This is a genomic window from Parendozoicomonas haliclonae (assembly GCF_900174585.1).
GTDB lineage: Bacteria > Pseudomonadota > Gammaproteobacteria > Pseudomonadales > Endozoicomonadaceae > Sansalvadorimonas > Sansalvadorimonas haliclonae.
Genome location: NZ_FWPT01000001.1, coordinates 537191 through 557279, shown reverse-complemented (window position 1 = coordinate 557279; position 20089 = coordinate 537191). Strand labels below are relative to the sequence as shown.

Here is a 20089-nt window from a genome sequence, read left to right as displayed (position 1 = left end):
AAAGCAGGCAGATTCAAAACTACACCCTTCACTGTTGCGCTCAAAAAAGAGGTATTCGGCAACTTCACCGGCACAGGTCAATAAACCTGGATGCACAGTTCACGTATGGTCTACAGGATCTGCTAAAAAGTGATCAAAAGTAGAAAGGATTAACTCGCAGGATGTGAGGAGTCTCTGTTTTCCACAGCAGCGGTGATCAACTCACTGAAAATCCTGTGGATAACATTTCCACCCCTGACGGCTCAAGGGTGGAAACCAGCTGGTTATTTTTTAACCTGATTCAAAATAACTCACAACTCTTTCAAAATAACTGAAGGCGGTTGTCGTATGATGCGACGCACACCCAGCCAGCCAGCAAAGCCGATAACCAAGGCTCCCGCAACGGGTAAAGTAATCCACAGCCACCACAATGGCTGCCATGGCAACTCAAACACCCGGGTATTTAACCAGTAGATACACAGCTCCGTTCCGGCAGTGGCAATCACACCTGAAACCGCACCGAACAGAACAAATTCACCGGCCTGCATTATTAACAGCTGACGTCGTGTACCACCCAGCGACCGGATCAACGCACCTTCTTGAAGCCGCAAATCAATACTGGACTCGATAACCGATGCCATCACCAGCAAACCAGCAAGCAGCAATGCCACCAGCATTGCTTCCACAGCGACAACGGACTGCTCCAGCATGGCTCGCACCTGACTGATCACAGAATCCAGATCCAGCAGAGTTAATGTCGGGAACTGGGTAATCAGACTGTTGAGCAATACCTTGTCCTCCGTATCCAGATAGAAACTGTTCAGCCAGGATGCCGGATAGTTATCCAGAACACCTTCCGGGAAAATGATGTAGAAGTTTGGCTGGAAGGATTCCCACTCCACCTTACGAATACTGGTCACCGTTCCTTCCAATGGGCGGCCGGTAATCATAAACGACAGCTTATCACCCATCTTTATGCCCAGATGCCCGGCCAGCTCCTCTTCAATTGAGATACCGTCCTTCTGTCCGTCCTGCCACCACTCACCTTCCAGAATGGCATTGGTCTCCGGCAGGGTATCAGACCAGGTCAGATTCAACTCACGATTCAGGGAGTTATGGCCACGTTCTTCCTTGGATACCGCTTCCCGCACATCAACATTATTAATTTTAACCAGACGACCACGGACGATTGGATAGAGACTGTCGGTAGCAATCTCCTTGCTCTCCAGGAACTGACGATAACCTTTAACTTCCGCCGGCTGGATATTCAGGGCAAAGTAGTTCGGCGTATCTTCCGGAAGATCCTGCTGCCAGCGATCCAGAAGATCGGTGCGCAGCGCCAAGACAATCGCCATGGCCATAAAGGTCAGTGAGAAGGCCAGCAGCTGCGCTGTGGAATGCCCGCTCTCCTGCACAATGCGCTGGAAGCCCAGCCGCCAGTACAACGGCATAGGTTTACTCTGCCCCTTGCGGTTCAGTTGCAGCAGTAACAACTTCACAAGCAGAGAGACTGCCACCAGAATGGCTGCACCCGCCAAAACCAGACCGACCGTCATCAACAGTTGTCCGGTGTAATACCAGAGCAGCAGAACCATCGCGGTGAGCGAGAAGCCATAAACAAGCCAGGACGAGGCTGGTGCCGGCACCAGATCACGGCGCAACACCCGCAGGGGAGTCACATGCTGAAGTCGCAGCAAAGGAGCAAGACCAAAGCCCAGCAAGGTCACTACACCTGTTGCGCCACCAACAAACAGTGGCAGCAGACCGGGCTGTGGCAGCCAGGCAGGCAGAACACCTTTCAACAAGACAACAAGGCCCGACTGCAACAACCATCCCAGCAAGACACCGGGAATAGCGACCAGCACTGCCAGCAATACCAATTCACCAATCAACAGGTTCAGCACCTGACGACGGCTGCCGCCAAAGCAACGCATAATCGCGGAGTTATCAAACCGGCGTTCGGCAAACCGCCGGCTGGCCATGGCTATAGCAATACCGGCCAGAACAATGGCCGCCATACTGCCCAGGCCAAGGAACTGTTTGAGCCTTACAACAGAGTTACGCAGATCACGACGACTGTCGTCAGCCAGAACCAGACGCTCACTGGCATCCAGCTTCTCTTTCACTGATGCCTCGAAGTCTTTTAACTGATCAGGCTCGCCGGCCAGCAACATCTTCCAGCTGACCCGACTACCCGGCTGCACCACTTGCGTGGCTTCCACATCAGCAAAGTTGAACATCAGCCGTGGAGAAAAGCTGTAGAAGTCTCCGCCCCGATCGGTCTCCAGAGTAATCGCCCGGGTCACTACCAGATCCTTGGCACCAAGAGTCACGGTATCACCGACTTTCACCCCCAGGAGCGGGAACAGCCTTGGCTCCAGCCAGGCTTCACCGGGAGCCGGTGTATCGGAGACTGCCTCATCGGCAGCAAACGGCTCGGGGGCCGTTCTAATATGCCCCCGCAGTGGATAATTGTTTTCAACGGCCTTGGCTGAAACCAGGTGCATCTCATCACCGGCCATCACCACAGAAGGGAACTCAAGCACTTCCGAGCGCCGGAGCCCTTGCACTTTAATCTCAGCAGCCACCTGTTCGGATAGTTGGCGAGGGCTGCGAATCATCATATCCGCGCCCAGCACTTCCGCCACCTGCCGCCCAAGAGCCAGCTGCAGCCGATCACTGAACAAGGCAATAGCGGTACTGACCGAGACGGCCATAAGAATGGACAGGACCAGCAGCCACAACTCTCCAGCCCGCCAGTCACGGATCATAAAACGCCAGGAGAGAGCCAAATTACGTATGGCAGACATCTGACTCATACCGCCTCTCCCAGATGCGGGCCTTTTTCTTCTGCGGTCACTTCGTCCAGTACACCACCATGGAGACGTAATATACGCTCACAGCGGCGAGCCAGATCCATATCGTGGGTCACCAACACCAGTGTCGTGTTCTTTTCACGATTCACCTGGAATAACAGTTCGATAATTTTCTCGCCGGTATTTTCATCCAGGTTACCCGTTGGTTCATCGGCAAACAGGATGCGAGGCTCACCGGCAAAAGCCCGGGCAATAGCTACCCGCTGCTGTTCACCACCGGAAAGCTGCTTGGGGTAGTGATCAAGACGCTCACCCAGCCCAACACGCTCAAGTAACTCTTTGGCCCGCTCCATGGCATTGCTGCGCCCGATCAGTTCCAGCGGCAACATTACGTTTTCCAGTGCGGTCAGGTTGGGCAGCAGTTGAAACGCCTGAAAGACAAAACCCACGGACTGGCCACGAACCCGGGCCCGGTCATCTTCATCGAGATTATCGATACGGGTGCCTGCCAGTTGAATCTCGCCCTCGGTCGGGCTGTCCAGCCCAGCCAGCAAGCCCAGCAGAGTGGACTTCCCGGAGCCGGAGGTGCCGACAATTGCTGCAGCTTCACCCTGCTTGATCTGCAGATCAAGGCCAGACAAGATAGTGAGCTCGCCACTGCGGGCTGTGACTCGTTTTGTCAGGCCCTGGGCCGCAACAGCCAGCGTGGTATCCGTACGACCAGAATCACCGGGGGTTACATTGAAGGTTTCACTGTTGGATAAATTGGAATCAGTCATACGCGGCCGTGCCCTGCTCCTGCTTATATTCACTTCTTTTTTACTTGTCAGCACTGCCAGCAGATCGTCCACCGATGAAAAAAACCTGTTGGTTTTTGGTGACAGCCTGAGTGCTGCCTACGGTCTTGAGATTGATCAGGGCTGGGTGACGCTCTTGAAGAGCAAGCTACGTGAGAACTACCCGCAATGGCAAGTATCAAATGTTAGCATTAGTGGGGAAACTTCATCAGGCGGTCTAGCACGGCTGCCAGCGGCGCTCGATCGCCACCAACCTGATCTGGTTTTGCTCGAGCTTGGTGCCAACGACGGCCTGCGCGGAACACCTTTGAAAGCCATTCGTAACAACTTTCAACAGATGTTGGCTCTACTGAAAGAACGAAAGATTCCTGTCGTACTCTTTGAAATGCAGATGCCGCCTAACTATGGCCCGGCCTATACCCAACGCTTCAATAAGATCTACCACGATCTTGCCAAAGAGTACGATGTGCAACTACTGCCGTTTTTCCTTGATGGTGTAGCCGGCATGGAAAAGCTGAACCAGCCGGATGGCATTCACCCGACAGCTGAAGCCCAACCTATGCTGTTTGCTAATATCTGGCCGGTTCTTGATAAAACACTCAAAAGCTTATAAATCACCATCATCGTCCAGAAGCCTCTTCTGGACGATTTTCAACCAACTATATCCTTCAAAAAGCACCTCCACTTATAAAGCACAACAAATCGCAAAAAACGCTTCCACTCAGCTCAATAAAGCCATCTAATACGCAGGCACCACTACAGATTTATACCTATTTTGCCGACTTTATAACCAATGCTGCCAATCCGGTTTTCAACCCGTACCCCTGAGTTCAGAGACGCCTTCGCTTCTATCCTTTGTATCTTCTGTTTAGGACTCATTTTCTCTGAGTTCGACGCCTTTGAAAGGCTTGTACTCTTCACTCGAAGTCATGAAAGTTGGGAACTGGATGAAATTATTATCTGCTTTTTGATCTCCCCGGCATTCCTTGGCTGGTACTCCTACCGACGCTGGCAGGAGAAAAGCTTTGAACTTCAGCTCCGACTCAAACACGAAGAAAGCCTGCTGAACGCTCAGCGGGATCTGGTGTATCAGGCCACTCATGATTCCCTGACCGGTCTCCCCAACCGTGCACTTCTTGAAGATCGCCTGAATCAGCTCGCCCACAATACTCCGAAGCCAGAAACCATCTGCGCTATTGCCTATATTGATCTTGACGGCTTCAAAGCCATTAATGATCAACTCGGGCATAGTGCAGGAGACAAGCTGCTGGCCATAATTGCCGACCGCTTTTCTCAAGCTGTGCGTAAAAGCGATACCATTTCTCGCATCGGTGGTGATGAATTCGTCTGTCTGCTGCCCTCTATTTCAAGCAAGAGCGATGCGTTGCGTATTCTTGATCGACTTCTGCAGGAAGCTGCACTGCCGATTGAACTTGAAAGCACCCAGGTTCGCATCTCCGCAAGTATTGGTGTGACCTTCTGCCACTGTGATGAAAAAGCGACCAATGATGAGTTAATCCGTCAAGCAGACTTTGCCTTGTATGATGCGAAAATGAAGGGCAAAAACTGCTATATGATTTATGAGCCCCGTTCCGTCTCAGCATTTCGAGAACGTCATCAGCTTCTGGAGCAGATTCAGCACGGCTTGGATAACAATGAATTTATTCTTAACTACCAACCACAGATCAGCCTGAAGTCAGATAAGGTCATTGGCGCAGAAGCTTTAATCCGCTGGAATCATCCCACGAAAGGGCTCCAATTGCCGGGAGATTTTTTACCGGCTATCGAAAACAATGTCCTCGAAGTCAAACTTGGGGAATGGGTGCTGGAAACCGCTCTATCTCAACTGCAATTATGGAATGAGCAGGCTCTGGATATCGCGATCAGCGTTAATATAAGTCCCTATCACTTGATGCATCCGTCCTTTTTCTCAAAGGTCAAAGCTCTGTCAGAGAAGTATCCATTCAAGAAATCATCTCTGGTTTTGGAGATTGTTGAGAATGGTGCACTCCAGGATATAAACCATGTTAAGGATATTATTATCCGGTGCGCAGATATTGGCATTGCCTTCTCTATGGACGACTTTGGGACAGGCTATTCCTCTTTAAGCTACCTGAGACAACTTCCTTTGTCTGAACTAAAGGTCGATCGCACCTTTATCCAAAACATTTTAACGAGCGAACAGGATGTCGAGATTCTGAAAAGCATCCATAAATTGTCTCAGGTCTTTGGATGCCGCGTAGTCATCGAAGGTGTCGAAAAAGATCAACAATACAAAATGCTCTCTCAAATGGGATTTGGTTTCGCTCAGGGATACCTTATCTCTAAACCACTCCCTGCAACAAAATTTGAAGAGTGGATTGCTGGCTACGCACATAATAAAAAATCGCAAGGCAATAAGCTCATCAAGCGTGAAGAAAGAATAACGCAAAGGCTGATTGATAAAACTTTTACACCACCACTCGTTCGCGCCTGATCATTAAATAAACAAGCTGCCCAAAATAAATTGAGCAGCTTGTTTAAATAATTTCATCAAAGACACTTCACAACACACCTATAAAGAAAGCGAAAATACATACTTCATTTCAACAAGCATGCCGTTTAATTTATAGGCTCCCCCCAAAGATCCTTTCTGTCGATTTTTTAACCAATGAATTCGCCCGCCTCCCCCAACAAATCAACCGAACTACAAGATGCTATATTTTCAACAATCTGCATTGTTTCACTCGGTGTTGCTCTAGGCTTTCTCAATTTCTTTGAAAGGCTTAATGATTATATCGCCCTCCATAACCACGTGATGGTTGATAAGGTGGTTGGTGCTCTTCTCATTTCTCCTATTTTTCTATGCTGGTTTGCTTATCGTCGCTGGCAAGAATATGCCAAGGCTACAAAAGCCTGCGCTGATAGCGCAGAACAGATTGAAGACATCAAAGCGGATCTAAAACGGCAGGTAGCCCGAGATTCATTAACCGGCCTGCCAACCCGTATTGTCCTTGAAGAGCGTTTAAAGCAGGCCATGGAAACCAATGCCTGGGCGCAGGGCTATTCAGCTGTTGTCTGTCTGGATATTGATGACTTTAGCCCCATCAACAATCAGTTTGGTTATAGTGCCGGCGATGAACTGCTGAAAACATTCTCCCAGCGCTTTTTAAGTGAACTGAGAAAAGGCGATACGCTCTCACGTATGGGGGAAGATGAATTTATCTGTCTGATTCCCCTGTTTGAACAAAAGAGTGAAGTTCTCAAGATCCTGCATCGCCTGCTGGAAGCAGCAACACAACCTATGATTATCGAGCAGGCCGTTGTTAAGCTCTCTGCAAGTATCGGGGTTGCGTTCTTTGCCCAGGGTGAAGCTATCTCCAGTGATGAACTCATACGTCGAGCCAAGTTTGCTCTCGCCGAGGCCAAAGCCAAGGGCAAGAACTGCTCACAGGTTTACGAACATCACAGCACACCCATGCAGGGTGAACAATACCTGCAGCTGGATCAGGTGCAGCGTGCACTGACGCAAAATGAGTTTGTTCTCTACTATCAGCCACAAGTGAACCTGAAGAACGAGCAGGTCATTGGTGCGGAAGCCCTTATTCGCTGGAACCACCCTGAACGCGGCCTTCTGCTCCCTGGCGAGTTCATGCCGCTGCTGGAGCAGAGCCCCATCGGGATTAAGGTCAGTGAATGGGTAATCGAGACGGCGATCAGCCAGATTCAGAAATGGTATAAGCAAGGTATCAACATGGCTGTCAGCGTTAACATTAACGCCCATCACTTGATGCACCCTTCGTTCTTTGCCACTTTGAACCGATTGGCCAACAAGTATTCCCTCAGACGCTCCACGCTAACCCTTGAAATCGTCGAGAGCTGCGCCCTGCAGGATATAGATTATGTCCGCAATATTATTCTGCAATGCTCGGAGATCGGTATCGACTTCTCCATGGATGATTTTGGCACCGGCTATTCTTCTCTGACCTACCTGCGTCAGCTGCCACTGACAGAACTGAAGATCGATCGCAGCTTTGTCAGCAATATGCTGAGCAATGATGTCGATGTTGAGATTCTCACCAGCATTCTCAAACTGGCTGAAATCTTTGGCTGCCGGGTTGTTGCGGAAGGCGTGGAATACCAGCAGCAGATTATCACGCTGCAACGCCTGGGATGTGATTTGGTGCAGGGCTTTGGCATTGCTGAACCGATGCCGACACTGAACCTGGAACGCTGGCTGGATAACTGGAACTCAGAAGATCATATGCGCGCGCTTCTTGAGCACGACGCTCCAGAAATCGTCGAGCCTTCGCCCGAAGAAGATGTTGCGATGGCTGTAGCCTGATCGCACTCAACCAGAAACAGAAACAACAAAAAGCGCTGATTGCTCACCACAATCAGCGCTTGTCTTATTCAGGCTATAAACCCTAATTCACACTTCACATGGATTCGGTGAAGGTGCGGGTAATAACGTCACGCTGCTGCTCTGGCGTCAGAGAGTTAAAGCGTACGGCATAACCGGATACACGGATAGTCAGAGATGGGTAGTTGGCCGGATTGGCCACCGCATCTTCCAGCATCTCGCGGGACATCACGTTTACGTTCAGATGCTGGCCACCTTCACGAACCGGTGTATTCTGCAGAGCGACTTCACGGTATTCAAAAGCACCCAGCTGCTCCAGTTTAACAATCTCGTCCTGAGCAAAAATCTGGTCCTTCACGCAGATGCAGCGTGCCTGCTGTGCATCTTCATCCAGCAGCCAGAAAGAGTTTTCCAGGCCGTTGTTGGCTGCGGAAGTAATTTGAATGCCTTTAATGCTCATGGTCTTGCTCCTGCTAGTCACTCTTCCAACCACGGGCTCAGCACATATTAAAGCCACCAGAGAGAAGAGAAGCGTTGTTCAACTTGAGTTGAAATTTACTCCGCAGCGTTGAGCTTAACCATTGATTCAAATCAATATTTTCAGATTTCGCGGTTAAGAATTTCTATGAGGACAATAGGCGAATCCTATAAGAGAAGGCGAGCACACAAAGTGCACTCACCTGTCCCTTAAAGACCTAGCTAACTTGCTTATCGAGGCGACCGACAAAGCGGTAAAAGCGGGGGTTTTCTTCATCAATTACGAACAGATCACCGGTCTTCTGATAACCATCTTCGCAGAACGGATGTTCGACTTCATCCTCTTCAGTAAAACGTTCACTGGCTACGTAATAATGATCAAACAGCGAAGGTCCCTTTACGAATAACTCCCCTGGCTGCCCTGGCTCAGTGATTTCCGTGTTCTGCCCGGGCACCCGCAAACGGGTGCTGACCATTCGAGACATACGGCTGTTCCAGCCATCCGTCAAACCATCGAAGCGTGGGAACAGGTATTCCTGCCAGTTGCTGCAACGATCAACAGGAGACGTCAGCAGGCTGGCCCCTTCACTGGTTCCGTAACAGTTCAGCACGGTTAAACCACTTTCCGATGAGAGCTGCTGAACAATATCCGTATCCAACTGAGCAAAGCCGGTGATCACACTTCTGACAGACGACAGATCTTCACCAGATTGCACCAGCTCGGTAAGAGCCTGTGGAGGTATACCGGCACAGGTGATCTTCTCATCTTTGATCTGTTGCAACAGGTTCTCAGGAGACAGAGTCTCCGCCATCACCAGACGTCCACCTGCCATCAACCAGTTATAAAGAAAGGCACCAATACCGGAGGCTTCCGACAATGGGAAAGCACACAGCAGGGCATCGCCATTTCTCAGACTCGCACCTTCGTAAATAAAAGAAGCCAGGGCAAACCACTGGTTATGGGTACGGGGAATAGCCGGGTGCTTATCCACATGGCGTTTCCAGGTCAGAGTGAACACCTCGTTCGGCGTGACCAGGTTGGCATCCATAATCTGCCCCAGCAGCCGAATCTGATCCGGAGAGGCAGGTTCATCAATCGACAGACTGATCACGTCACTGTCTTCATCGGGATGAAAGCTGGCAAAAGTACACGACTCAGGCAGCCAGGTTGCGGCCTGTCTGATCAGATCCCGATGCTTGTAACGACAGCCGACGTACATAAACGGATCAAGCTGCAGGGATATTTCCGCCAGGCAGGCCTGTGACTGATCAACAGCGACCGGACACAACAGCGCACCGATGCGAGCCACCGCCAGATACAGAATGACGGTCTCAACAGTATTCGGCAGTTGGGTCACAACGACATGATCTTTTTTCAAACCGGCCGCAAGCAGCTTGGCACTGACATCACGCACGGCAGAGAACAGGTCGCTGTAAGTCAGGCTGCGGGGGGGATTTTCGGTAAAGGATTCACGGTCAGGAGGGTCTATCAGAGCGAGGCGCCCGGGATGGATAGCTACGGTACGCCGGAACAGGCTCTCCAGAGATTCCTCACCCCAAAACCCACGTCGCACATAGAATTCGATCGATTCCCTGCTACTGGTCTGCATTAGTCATTTTTTCTTGGCTGGTTTTTCGCCCATGTTATAAAGCGAACGCTGCAGAGTTCAACAACTTTTATCCCCATCTTGTGATCCTCTTGCCTGCCTACTTCTATCAACCTGTATAGAGCAAGCTGCATAGAGCAAGGGAGCGACAAATTAAAATAGGGCATTGGGTTGCCAGTCAATTGAACCCTAAAACAAAAAAGAGCAGCCTGGGCTGCTCTTTTGTATATCAACTGTTTTTGCGGTGCTTCACGATCAGATCGTAAGCGGCCTGAATTTCCTGGGTTTTGCGCTTGGCCATTTCCATCATCTCTTCCGGCAAGCCTTTGGAGATCAATTTATCCGGATGATGTTCACTCATCAGCTTACGCCAGGCACGCTTCACATCCCGATCACTGGCGGTGCTTTCAACGCCCAGTGTTGCATAAGCTTCCTTGAGTTCATTCACACTGGAACGTGGCTGCCACTGACCGCCCTGGCCTCCCTGTGAGCCACCACCAAAACCACCCTGACCGGCATAATGGGAGTAAAAGGCCCGTTGTGCCTGAAAACGCTGATGCAGCATTTCAAAGGTCATCCGGTTTACACCCAGATGACTGCACACTTCGTGCAGCACATTCAGCTCGGCATTGGAGATCTGCCCATCCGCCCAGGCAGACTGCAGTTGAATCTCCAGAAACATTTGAATCAGGCTGCCACCGGCGGCCCGACGAAAACGCTCAAGCACATCACCAATAGGCACGCCATCCTTGCCTTGGTTAAACAGATGAATAGCCTGCTGACGCTGCTCAGGATTCAGGCGCATCTGATCCATCAATGCGGTGGCCAGTTGAATCTCTTCTTCATTGACTCGGCCATCGGCCTTGGCGAGACGACCAAGGGTAATAAAGGTGGCCTCAAAAAAGGCCGTCTGAGTCTGGCGCTGACGGCTGGCACTCTGGCGACCATAAACAACTCTTGGCCCCTGGTTCTTGCTATCCAGCCATGCGCCAAATACCGCCCCCATAATACCGCCAAACGGCCCGCCAAACAGGAAGCCGAGAAAAGCAAACAGAACAGTTCTTATCCACATAAAGCAAATTCGCCGACAGCTGTCATTCCAATTCTTTTATCCGGCGATTATCCGGAACTCCTATGTTATACGCTACTTTTTCAACGAGAAGCTTAACCAGAATTAACCTTGGGCTAAGAAGCTAAGCCATTCAACAGATCCTGCTCAAGCGTCTGCAGTCGCTCAGGTGTACCTACATCCAACCAGTAACCTTTATGGTGCTGACCACTGATCGCTCCTTCGGAGGCCGCATCTTTCAGTAATGGCCCCAGCGGAAAAGCGCCACCGTTCTGATCAGCCAGTAGCGCAGGTGATAAAACACTGACACCGGAAAAGGTCAGCTGTTCCCCTTCGCTGCCTTGACCGAATTCACCCCTTGAGACATTCCCACCCTGCAGAGCAAAATCACCATTGGTGTTGTGACTTGGGTTATCCACCAGTACCAAGTGAGCCAGTTTACCATCTGGCAGGGTTAATGCCGTGAAATCAAGATCAGTAAACACATCACCATTAACCACCAGAAACGGGTTATCTCCCAACAGGGGCAAAGCCTTATAAAGCCCGCCCCCGGTTTCCAGCAGTTCCGGCTCTCGGGACCAGACAATCTCAATGCCCCAGCGGTCGCCATGACCAATAGCCGCTTCCAGCTTATCCCCCAGCCAGGAGTGATTGATAACAACCCGCTGAAATCCGGCTGCTGCCAGCTTCTCAATATGCCAGACAATCAAAGGCTTGCCCGCAGCGGGCAGCAACGGCTTGGGCGTATCCAGAGTCAGGGGGCGCATGCGTGTGCCCTTGCCTGCCGCCAGTATCATAGCCACCCTTGGCCGATTCCCACTTTTCATACTTATGCTGCTCTGATGAGCCATTCCGGTCTTAGTCCTTCAGCTGGTAATCCTGCCACCAGTTCTGTTGCTGCAAACGAGGCAGAACCTCACTATCAAGCCAGCAGCGCATATCGTCCAGTTCACTATAACGGTTACAAACCCAGCGCACATAGGCATAGACCCGGGGAAGGTCTTTGAGGTAACCGGTCTTTCCATCCCGCAACCACAGCCGCACAAAAATACCCAGCACCTTGATATGGCGCTGAGCGCCCATCCAGTCAAACCACTGATAAAGCTGCTCTTTGGGAACACTCTGTAGATGAGGTGAGCGAGCAGCAAAGTGATTGAGCCACTCATACACCCGAGCCTGCGGCCAATCGATATAACAATCCCGCAGCAGTGACACCGGATCGTAGGTCACCGGCCCCATCAGGGCATCCTGAAAATCGATCAACCCAAGCCCGTCGGGCAGCATCATAATATTGCGGGAATGATAGTCCCGGTGAATCGGCACTATCGGCTGTTCTAGGGCGGATTGAGTGAAACGCTGAAAGAGGTTCTGAAGCAGGTTCTGCTCATCTTCCGCCAGCTCCATACCCAACAGCTGACGCAGACACCACTCCGGGAACAGTCCCATTTCCATATTCAAACGTTCAGCATCATAGGCCGGGAGTGGATACTCCTCAGGCACCTGGGTGCTTTGCAGTGCCAACAGAGCATCTATGGCAGTTGTGTAGAGATTCTGAACATGGGCCCGTATTTCACCCTGCTCGACCGCCTGCACTGCAATATTGTGATCGCCAAGTGCTGGCTGCTGCAGGCCGGAATAAAGAAGAGTATCGCCGAAATCTTCAAGCAGCATATAACCGCGCTCAAGATCGACCGAATGAACCGCAGGCGTGCGAACGCCCTGCTGCCGCCAGCTGTTGGCTATGGCAACAAAGGCTTTGCAGTTTTCAGAAGCCGGCGGCGCATCGACCACAATGTAACTGGCATCATTGGCTACCTCGGTACGGAAATAGCGGCGAAAGCTGGCATCACCGGACACACTCTTCAAACCCGAGTGTTGATCCCGTCCAAGAACAGTCTGCAGTGCTTCAGTGCACCAGATATCCAGTTCAGCAAAGCGGTTATCCGGATGGCCGGATCTCAAGTCCATAAATACCCGTTTCCTTTATTTAGAGCCCTCAGCTAATTAGAGCCTTCAGCGATTAATTAGCCTTTCGCACTCTCGCAACATACTTCCATTATTTTAAGCCGTGTCTAAACTGACCAGCCACATTCAGAGCTGTGAGGCAGGTCATTTCAGTCCGTTACACTGCCGTTGAAACAATCCGCCGTCACTGGCGGCATCACGCAGCCGTTTCCGTAAACTGGCCGCAAACATAGCAGTACCAACGCAGGGATTGTTTATACAACCCTGTGACAGGCATAAATATTACAGTATGATTCTCCTTTTTGACGGGTTTCGACTCAATAGCCGGTTACGAAAGACTACTTTTGCGGGAACAACTCTGACGAAGGGTTACCAGACAATAGTACGCACTTTGAATCGGGCAATGCATAGCTCTGGATCAATGGCTCACGATAGGAAGTGCTTCGGCTACGCCGGAGAAGTCCAGCTGATGTGATGGAGTCACTAACACAGACGCCGACGGGAAGGCCGGATTCATACCGATGGCAAAGAATATCTTCATCCTGAAAAACAAACTTCCTCTGGTGATTACCACGGGGCTGATGGTCAGCACCCCGGTTTTGCCAGCAATCGCCAACCAGGCCCTGAGCAATGACAGCCAGTGGCTCTGCCAGCAGGACAGCAGTGGAGGCGGCTGGCAATGTAATATTGCACCGCGCAAGCAGGGACCTATCCCTTTTGCTCAGCGTGCCGTTGTGAAGCCTGCGGTTAAGCAGAAGGCCTCCGTTCCGGTTACGATTACCGAAACCTCCAGCCAGGCCAGTGCAGCATCTGCAGCCACGGCCCAGACAGCCCCTGCCGGTGCCAATGTCAGCGTTCTGCCGGTATCAGTAACTGCGGCTACATCAGGTCCGACCACCAGCGTTTCACAAGCGTTCTCATCTCTCGACTGGCGTCGTATTGATGAACTGTCGCTGTTCAAACAGAAGCAGCGTCGCGCCATGGTCTGTGAAGGCTTCTATCAGGAACCAAACCGTCCAGGCATTGATTACAAGGGCGATCCGGCAGATGCCCCGATCTATGCAGAGTCTGATAACTCCAGTTACAACGAAAACGGTAAGGGCACCCTGTCCGGTAATGTTGTTGTCCGTCAGGGCTACCGTCAGATCGAAAGTAATACTGCACACCTGAACCGCAACTCCAGCGAAGCTGACTTTGTTGGCGATGTAGTGATTCGTGAGCCGAACCTGCTGCTGGTTGGTGACCGTGCCGACGTCAATATGGACAGCGGCTACGCCGAGATCAGCAATGCCAAATATGTCTTCCACCAGGAAGGCATTCGCGGTGAAGCTACCAATATTGTTCGCCGCGAGAGCGGTGTGATTGAGCTGAACAAAGCCACTTACACCACCTGTCCTCCAGGCGAGTGCACCTGGAAGATGAACGGCAAGCAGGTTGAACTGAACCCGAACTCTGGCTTCGGTACAGCCACCCACGCCACCGTTGATCTTTACGGCCTACCGATTTTCTATACCCCGTGGATCACCTTCCCGATTGATGATCGCAGAAAGTCAGGCCTGCTGTTCCCGACCTTTGCCTGGGGCTTTGAAGGCGACAGTAACGGCTTTGACTATACCCAGCCGATCTACTGGAATATCGCACCCAATATGGATGCGACCATCACCCCACGCATCATGACTCGTCGTGGCGGTCTGCTGGAAACCGAATTCCGTTACCTGAGCCAGCACAGCTATACCGAGCTGGGCGGTGCTTATACAACGCCTGACCGTCAGGAAAAGAAAAACCTGTATTACGATCGCAACCGCTGGCTGGTCAACATGAACCACAGGCAGCAGTTGAGCCATAACTGGAATGTTGATGCCAACTTTACCAATGTCAGCGATCGTGAATACTTCAATGACTTTGGCTCCGATCTGAAGGTTGAGTCTACTGATCCTCTGCACCAACAGGTCTATGCAACCTACCAGAGCAGCGGCAGTGATCTTTACCAGTGGGGCGTAAAAATCGGCACCCAGCATCTGAAAAATATGACCGATGATGGTGACGATCCGTACAACAAAAATATTGATCTGACCTTTGATGGTAACTGGGGTGAAGGTGTTGGCCTCGGCTTTGATTATCTGGTCAATTACACCGACTTCCTGCGGGATAAAGAGTGGAAATACCTGCGTCAGGAGCAGGTCAATGAACGTAATGAAACCTACAAGAGCATTTGGGGTGAAGGCTCCGGTATAAACAATGCTGTTGGTGGTCGTCTCTATACTGAAGCTGGCACCAAATACCGCTTTGAAAACAGCTATAGCTTTATTGAACCTGGCGTAAAGATGCGCTCGGTTCACTATCGTCTGGATCGCCTCAGCGACAGTTACATTAATGGCGTCGGTTCCCGAGATAAGGCTGAGCGTCCGGATACAACTGCACCAACCGCTTATCTGGATGGCGGCATGTTCTTTGAGCGCCCAACGGCTCTTGCCGGTCTGAAGATGACCCAGACCCTTGAACCACGTATGCGCTATGTGTACACGCCATACCGGAGCGGGCAGAGCCTTAACCCTGATCTGGACAGCAACAACTCCACCTTCAGCTATGGCAGCCTGTGGCGCGATGATCGTTTCTCCGGCTATGACCGCATTGGAGATACCAACCAGTTGTCGCTTGGTTTAACAACCCGCTTTCTGGAAGAGAACGGCTACGAGAGGTTCCGCTTCTCTATTGGTCAGATCGTTTATTTTGAAGACCGCAAGGTTTATATCGATCCAACACTCGATGAAGGGATTAACGAAGACACCAACCTGGGCGAAGAAAACCAGCGTCTGGTGGATGCCAACAAGGCCAGCCGCTCACCAATCGCGACTCAGATGGTCTGGAACATTCGTCCGGACCTGCGCCTGACTCAGGATTGGGTTTACAACACCGACAAGAGCTGGAACCAGGATTATGCCTTTGGTGTTCAGTACCTGCCTCAGCCAGGTGCTGTTGTGAACCTGCGTTACCAGTATCGCAACCAGGTTGAGCGTGCACTTAAGCACTCTAATGGTCCGGACAAGGGCAATAACGTCATTGATCCGATCACCAACAAGCCGGTTTTTGTGAATGGTGATATGGAAGAAGCCACCTTCAGTACGGTTTGGCCACTGTCCAGCCAGTGGAGCGTAATGGCTCGCTACACCTACGATATGACCAACAAACGGAAGATGGACAGAGCCTTTGGTTTTGAACAGGACTCCTGCTGTTATACCATGCGTGTCATGTACCGTAACTGGATTGATCCGGACGAAGATATTGATGTCGCCGAAAAGGACAAAGGCATCTTCTTTGAGTTTGTCCTGAAAGGGCTGGGCAATATTACCACCAGCAAAGTGACTGAATTCCTGCGTGACGTCAGCGGTTACAGCAGCCGTTAAGGATAGAAATACTGATTATGAAAAATCTGCGACACATCCTGCTGGCTGCTGCAGCCAGCATTGCCTTTACCGGAGCCATGGTGGCTCCTGTAACCGCCAAAGTTGTGCCCCTGGATCGGGTCGTCGCCATTGTTGATAACGATGTCATCATGGAAAGCGAACTGAACAACCGCCTGAAGTCTGTACGTATGCAGATCCAGGAACGCAGCACCGCTCTGCCCCCTGAGCATGTCCTGAAGCAGCAGGTGCTGGAACGTCTGATTATTGAAAACCTGCAGCTGCAGATTGCCGACCGTGCCGGTGCCCGTATTGATGACAACTCCCTGAACGATGCCATTCGCAGCATTGCTCAGCGTAATGGCATGACTCTGGATCAGTTCCGTCAGGCGCTGGAACAGGATGGCCTGTCCTATGTCGATGCCCGCGAGCAGATTCGCCGCGAAATGCTGATCAACCGTGTTCGTCAGCGTCAGGTTATGGAACGTATCCAGGTCACCGACCGGGAAGTGGATAACTTCCGCAGCTCCGCCGAAGGCCAGCAGCGTATGGCTGTTGAATACCGTCTTGGCCATATTCTGGTATCTCTGCCGGAAGGTGCGACTCCAGACCAGATTGCCCAGGCCAACAAAAAGGCTGAAGGCCTGTATGACCAGCTGAACAAAGGTGCGGACTTCTCCCAGGTGGCCGTTTCCCAATCTCAAGGCCAGAACGCCCTAGAAGGTGGTGATCTGGGCTGGCGTAAAGCCGACCAGCTGCCAAGCCTGTTTGCCAATGTCGTGACAGGTCTGAAGGAAGGCGAAGTATCCCGCCCTATCCGCAGCCCAAGTGGTTTCCATCTGATCACACTGAACGATACCCGTGGCAACGAACAGCTGCTGCAGGAGCAGGTTAAGGCTCGTCACATTCTGATCAAACCAAATGAAGTGCGCAGTGACCTGGAAGCCCAGGAACTGGCTCGTTCTATCTATGACCGCATTGAGAGTGGTGCCGAGTTTTCTGAACTGGCTAAAGCCTACTCCGATGACCCTGGTTCTGCCCTGAATGGCGGTGATCTGGGTTGGGCCAACCCGGATGATATGGTGCCGGCATTCCGTGAAAAGATGCTGACAACCAATATGAACACCCCAACAGCTCCTTTCCGCAGCCAGTTTGGCTGGCACATCCTGGAAGTGCAGGGCAAGCGCAAAGAAGATATCAGCGATAAAGTGCAAGCTGCACAGATTCGCGACATCATCGGCCAGCGTAAGTTTGAAGAAGAGCTGCAGGTTTGGCTGCGCGAACTGCGCGATCAGGCCTACGTAGAAATTAAACTGTAAGCTGTTGCAAGTCGTTTTCTGCAATGACCAAGAAGATACCAAGGCTCATCATCACCTCCGGTGAGCCTGCCGGTATCGGCCCCGACCTGTGCCTGATGCAGGCTGCCTGCCAGCGCGAAGCACAGGTTGTGGTACTGGCCGATCCTCACCTGCTGAAAGACCGTGCCCGCCAGCTGGGTATCGAAGTTCGCCTGAAGACCTTTGATCCCAGCCTGCCCCATGCCGCCTCCCAGCCCAACGAACTTCTGGTGATGCCCTGCAAGCTGGAAGAACGTACTGTTCCGGGACAACTGGATAGCCACAACGCCGGCTATGTGCTGAAAATGCTCCATCAGGCTGTGGAAGGCTGTCAGGATGGCACCTTTGATGCGATGGTCACTGCACCAGTTCATAAGGGCATTATCAATGATGCGGGCATTCCCTTCTCCGGCCACACCGAACTGCTGGCTGAGCTGACAGAGACTCCTCGCGTTGTCATGATGCTGGCGACGGAAGGCCTGCGGGTTGCGCTGGTCACCACGCATCTACCTCTGCGGGATGTGCCGGATGCCATTACCGGCGAACTGCTGGATGAAGTGATCACCATTTTGCATCGTGATCTGATCGACAAGTTCAATATTGCCGAGCCAAAGATTCTGGTATGCGGGCTGAACCCCCATGCCGGTGAAGATGGTCACCTGGGCCGTGAAGAGCTGGATATTATTAATCCTGCTCTGGACAAGCTTCGTGCACGGGGCATTCACTTAGCAGGGCCACTTCCCGCCGATACGATTTTCAATCCGGCCAAACTGGAACAGGCCGATGCCATTCTGGCCATGTACCACGATCAGGGTTTACCGGTGCTTAAGTACAAAGGCTTTGGTGAGGCAGTGAATATTACCCTTGGTTTGCCTATAATTCGCACGTCCGTTGATCACGGCACGGCTCTTGAACTTGCAGGCACAGGTCTGGCCCATAGCGGCAGTCTGAATACAGCCATCAATTACGCCCTGAACATGATCCAGTCCGGTCAGGAATCTAGAGATTAATACACTGTTTCCAGCCGGATCACGCTATCAGCCTCTGTCATCAGACTGAAGCGACTTTATTTCTCCCAATATGTGCCACGAATGAGTAAAACCAGTTTCGACTCCCAGGGTATTCCCCACAAAGCCCGTAAGCGCTTCGGCCAGAACTTTCTCCATGACCCGGCGGTTATCAACCGGATCATTCGCTCTATTGGCCCGCGCACCAGTGACCATATTGTCGAAATCGGCCCTGGCCAGGGTGCACTGACCAATCAGCTGCAGTCCTCTGTAGCGCGTATGGATGTGGTTGAACTGGACCGGGACCTGATCCCTTTCCTGCGACTGCAGTTTGGCCTGAATGAAAACTTCCATATTCACGAAGCCGATGCCCTGCGCTTCGACTTTGCCGGCCTGCGCCAGAGTGATGAGCAGCTGCGAATTGTCGGCAACCTGCCTTACAACATCTCCACACCACTGATCTTCCACCTGGTCTCTTACGCCAATATCGTTGAAGACATGCACTTTATGCTGCAGAAGGAAGTGGTTGATCGCATGGTGGCCGGCGCCGGTGATAATAATTACGGTCGCCTCAGCGTAATGACCCAGTACTACTGTAAAGTGGATCTTGTTTTCTACGTGGGTCCGGGCGCATTTAACCCGCCACCAAAGGTGGATTCTGCCATCGTTCGCCTGACGCCTTACAAGGAACTGCCTCACCCATGCCAGAACACCAAGGTGCTGGATCATGTGGTGAAGAATGCCTTTGCCATGCGCCGCAAAACCATCCGCAATGGCCTGAAAAACCTGATGACCGGCGACGAAATTGAGCAGCTGGGTATTGATCCAGGCCTGCGTCCTGAGCGTCTTCCTCTTGAGTCCTTCGTCAAAATTGCTGATTATCTGCATAACAGAGACGCATAAAGGCTTGGACATTGCTTTATCGATGCCCTATTGAAGTCACGGTGGAGACTGAGTATCTGAGTGCTCAGTCCCAACCGGATAAACAACAGTTTGCATTCGCTTACCACATTACCATTCATAACCGTGGCCAGATCGGAGCACAGCTTCTGTCGCGACACTGGTTCATCATCAATGGTGACCATCAGCAGGAAGAAGTTCAGGGTGAAGGGGTTGTCGGTCAGCAGCCTCATATTTCTCCGGGCAGCAGCTACTCTTACACCAGTGGCTGTATTCTTGCGACACCCGTCGGCTGCATGACCGGAAGTTACCGCATGGTGAACGATGAGGGGGAAGAGTTTGAAACGCCCATCCCTCTGTTTAGTCTGCAGGTACCTGGCGTCGTCAATTAA

General features: G+C 51.6%; 15 protein-coding genes. 8 read left to right on the top strand and 7 right to left on the bottom strand.

The window, feature by feature from the left end:
• Nucleotides 1-290: 290 nt before the first annotated feature.
• Nucleotides 291-2798 carry an ABC transporter permease gene (locus EHSB41UT_RS02660; RefSeq protein ID WP_087106600.1) on the bottom strand — a complete coding sequence of 836 codons (2508 nt, stop codon included), beginning with the start codon at nucleotides 2796-2798 and terminating at the stop codon, nucleotides 291-293.
• The gene (locus EHSB41UT_RS02655; RefSeq protein WP_087106599.1) at nucleotides 2795-3574 is read right to left on the bottom strand and encodes an ABC transporter ATP-binding protein; all 780 of its coding nucleotides are present in this window, start codon (nucleotides 3572-3574) and stop codon (nucleotides 2795-2797) included. The genes EHSB41UT_RS02660 and EHSB41UT_RS02655 overlap by 4 nt, the downstream gene beginning before the upstream one ends.
• On the opposite strand from EHSB41UT_RS02655, the gene EHSB41UT_RS02650 reads away from it, so the two are divergent.
• The 3 genes from EHSB41UT_RS02650 (at nucleotide 3552) to EHSB41UT_RS02640 (ending at nucleotide 7916) form a co-directional block, all read left to right on the top strand.
• Complete coding sequence (locus EHSB41UT_RS02650; protein WP_207626544.1) at nucleotides 3552-4205, top strand: arylesterase; 654 nt, start codon at nucleotides 3552-3554, stop codon at nucleotides 4203-4205. The genes EHSB41UT_RS02655 and EHSB41UT_RS02650 overlap by 23 nt on opposite strands.
• A 180-nt stretch (nucleotides 4206-4385) precedes the next feature.
• On the top strand, nucleotides 4386-6068 hold the full coding sequence (locus EHSB41UT_RS02645) for a putative bifunctional diguanylate cyclase/phosphodiesterase (protein WP_087106597.1): 1683 nt from the start codon (nucleotides 4386-4388) through the stop codon (nucleotides 6066-6068).
• Between the two features lie 321 nt (nucleotides 6069-6389).
• A complete protein-coding gene (locus tag EHSB41UT_RS02640; protein ID WP_165767125.1) occupies nucleotides 6390-7916 on the top strand; it encodes a putative bifunctional diguanylate cyclase/phosphodiesterase in 1527 nt (508 codons plus the stop codon).
• 94 nt (nucleotides 7917-8010) lie between these two features.
• Here EHSB41UT_RS02640 and grcA read toward each other — a convergent pair whose 3' ends face one another.
• The 5 genes from grcA to EHSB41UT_RS02615 form a co-directional block, all read right to left on the bottom strand.
• Nucleotides 8011-8394, bottom strand: coding sequence for an autonomous glycyl radical cofactor GrcA (grcA, locus tag EHSB41UT_RS02635; RefSeq protein ID WP_087106594.1), 384 nt, complete (start codon nucleotides 8392-8394; stop codon nucleotides 8011-8013).
• A gap of 235 nt (nucleotides 8395-8629) precedes the next feature.
• Complete coding sequence (locus tag EHSB41UT_RS02630) at nucleotides 8630-10021, bottom strand: class I adenylate-forming enzyme family protein (protein ID WP_087106593.1); 1392 nt, start codon at nucleotides 10019-10021, stop codon at nucleotides 8630-8632.
• 226 nt (nucleotides 10022-10247) lie between these two features.
• A complete protein-coding gene (djlA, locus tag EHSB41UT_RS02625) occupies nucleotides 10248-11090 on the bottom strand; it encodes a co-chaperone DjlA (RefSeq protein ID WP_087106591.1) in 843 nt (280 codons plus the stop codon).
• Between the two features lie 113 nt (nucleotides 11091-11203).
• The gene (gene murU, locus EHSB41UT_RS02620; RefSeq protein WP_207626543.1) at nucleotides 11204-11884 is read right to left on the bottom strand and encodes an N-acetylmuramate alpha-1-phosphate uridylyltransferase MurU; all 681 of its coding nucleotides are present in this window, start codon (nucleotides 11882-11884) and stop codon (nucleotides 11204-11206) included.
• Nucleotides 11885-11945: 61 nt separating this feature from the next.
• Nucleotides 11946-13055 carry an aminoglycoside phosphotransferase family protein gene (locus EHSB41UT_RS02615; RefSeq protein WP_087106588.1) on the bottom strand — a complete coding sequence of 370 codons (1110 nt, stop codon included), beginning with the start codon at nucleotides 13053-13055 and terminating at the stop codon, nucleotides 11946-11948.
• Nucleotides 13056-13573: 518 nt separating this feature from the next.
• Between EHSB41UT_RS02615 and EHSB41UT_RS02610 the strand changes: the two genes are divergently transcribed.
• From EHSB41UT_RS02610 to apaG, 5 genes are all read left to right on the top strand, one after another.
• Nucleotides 13574-16456, top strand: a complete 2883-nt coding sequence (locus EHSB41UT_RS02610) for an LPS-assembly protein LptD (RefSeq protein ID WP_087106586.1) — start codon at nucleotides 13574-13576, stop codon at nucleotides 16454-16456.
• 17 nt (nucleotides 16457-16473) lie between these two features.
• Nucleotides 16474-17772: a peptidylprolyl isomerase SurA gene (surA, locus tag EHSB41UT_RS02605; protein ID WP_087106584.1), complete on the top strand. Its 1299-nt coding sequence runs from the start codon at nucleotides 16474-16476 to the stop codon at nucleotides 17770-17772.
• Between the two features lie 23 nt (nucleotides 17773-17795).
• Nucleotides 17796-18800: a 4-hydroxythreonine-4-phosphate dehydrogenase PdxA gene (gene pdxA / locus EHSB41UT_RS02600; protein WP_087106582.1), complete on the top strand. Its 1005-nt coding sequence runs from the start codon at nucleotides 17796-17798 to the stop codon at nucleotides 18798-18800.
• 81 nt (nucleotides 18801-18881) lie between these two features.
• Nucleotides 18882-19700, top strand: coding sequence for a 16S rRNA (adenine(1518)-N(6)/adenine(1519)-N(6))-dimethyltransferase RsmA (rsmA, locus tag EHSB41UT_RS02595; protein ID WP_087106580.1), 819 nt, complete (start codon nucleotides 18882-18884; stop codon nucleotides 19698-19700).
• Nucleotides 19701-19711: 11 nt separating this feature from the next.
• Complete coding sequence (apaG, locus tag EHSB41UT_RS02590) at nucleotides 19712-20089, top strand: Co2+/Mg2+ efflux protein ApaG (RefSeq protein ID WP_087106578.1); 378 nt, start codon at nucleotides 19712-19714, stop codon at nucleotides 20087-20089.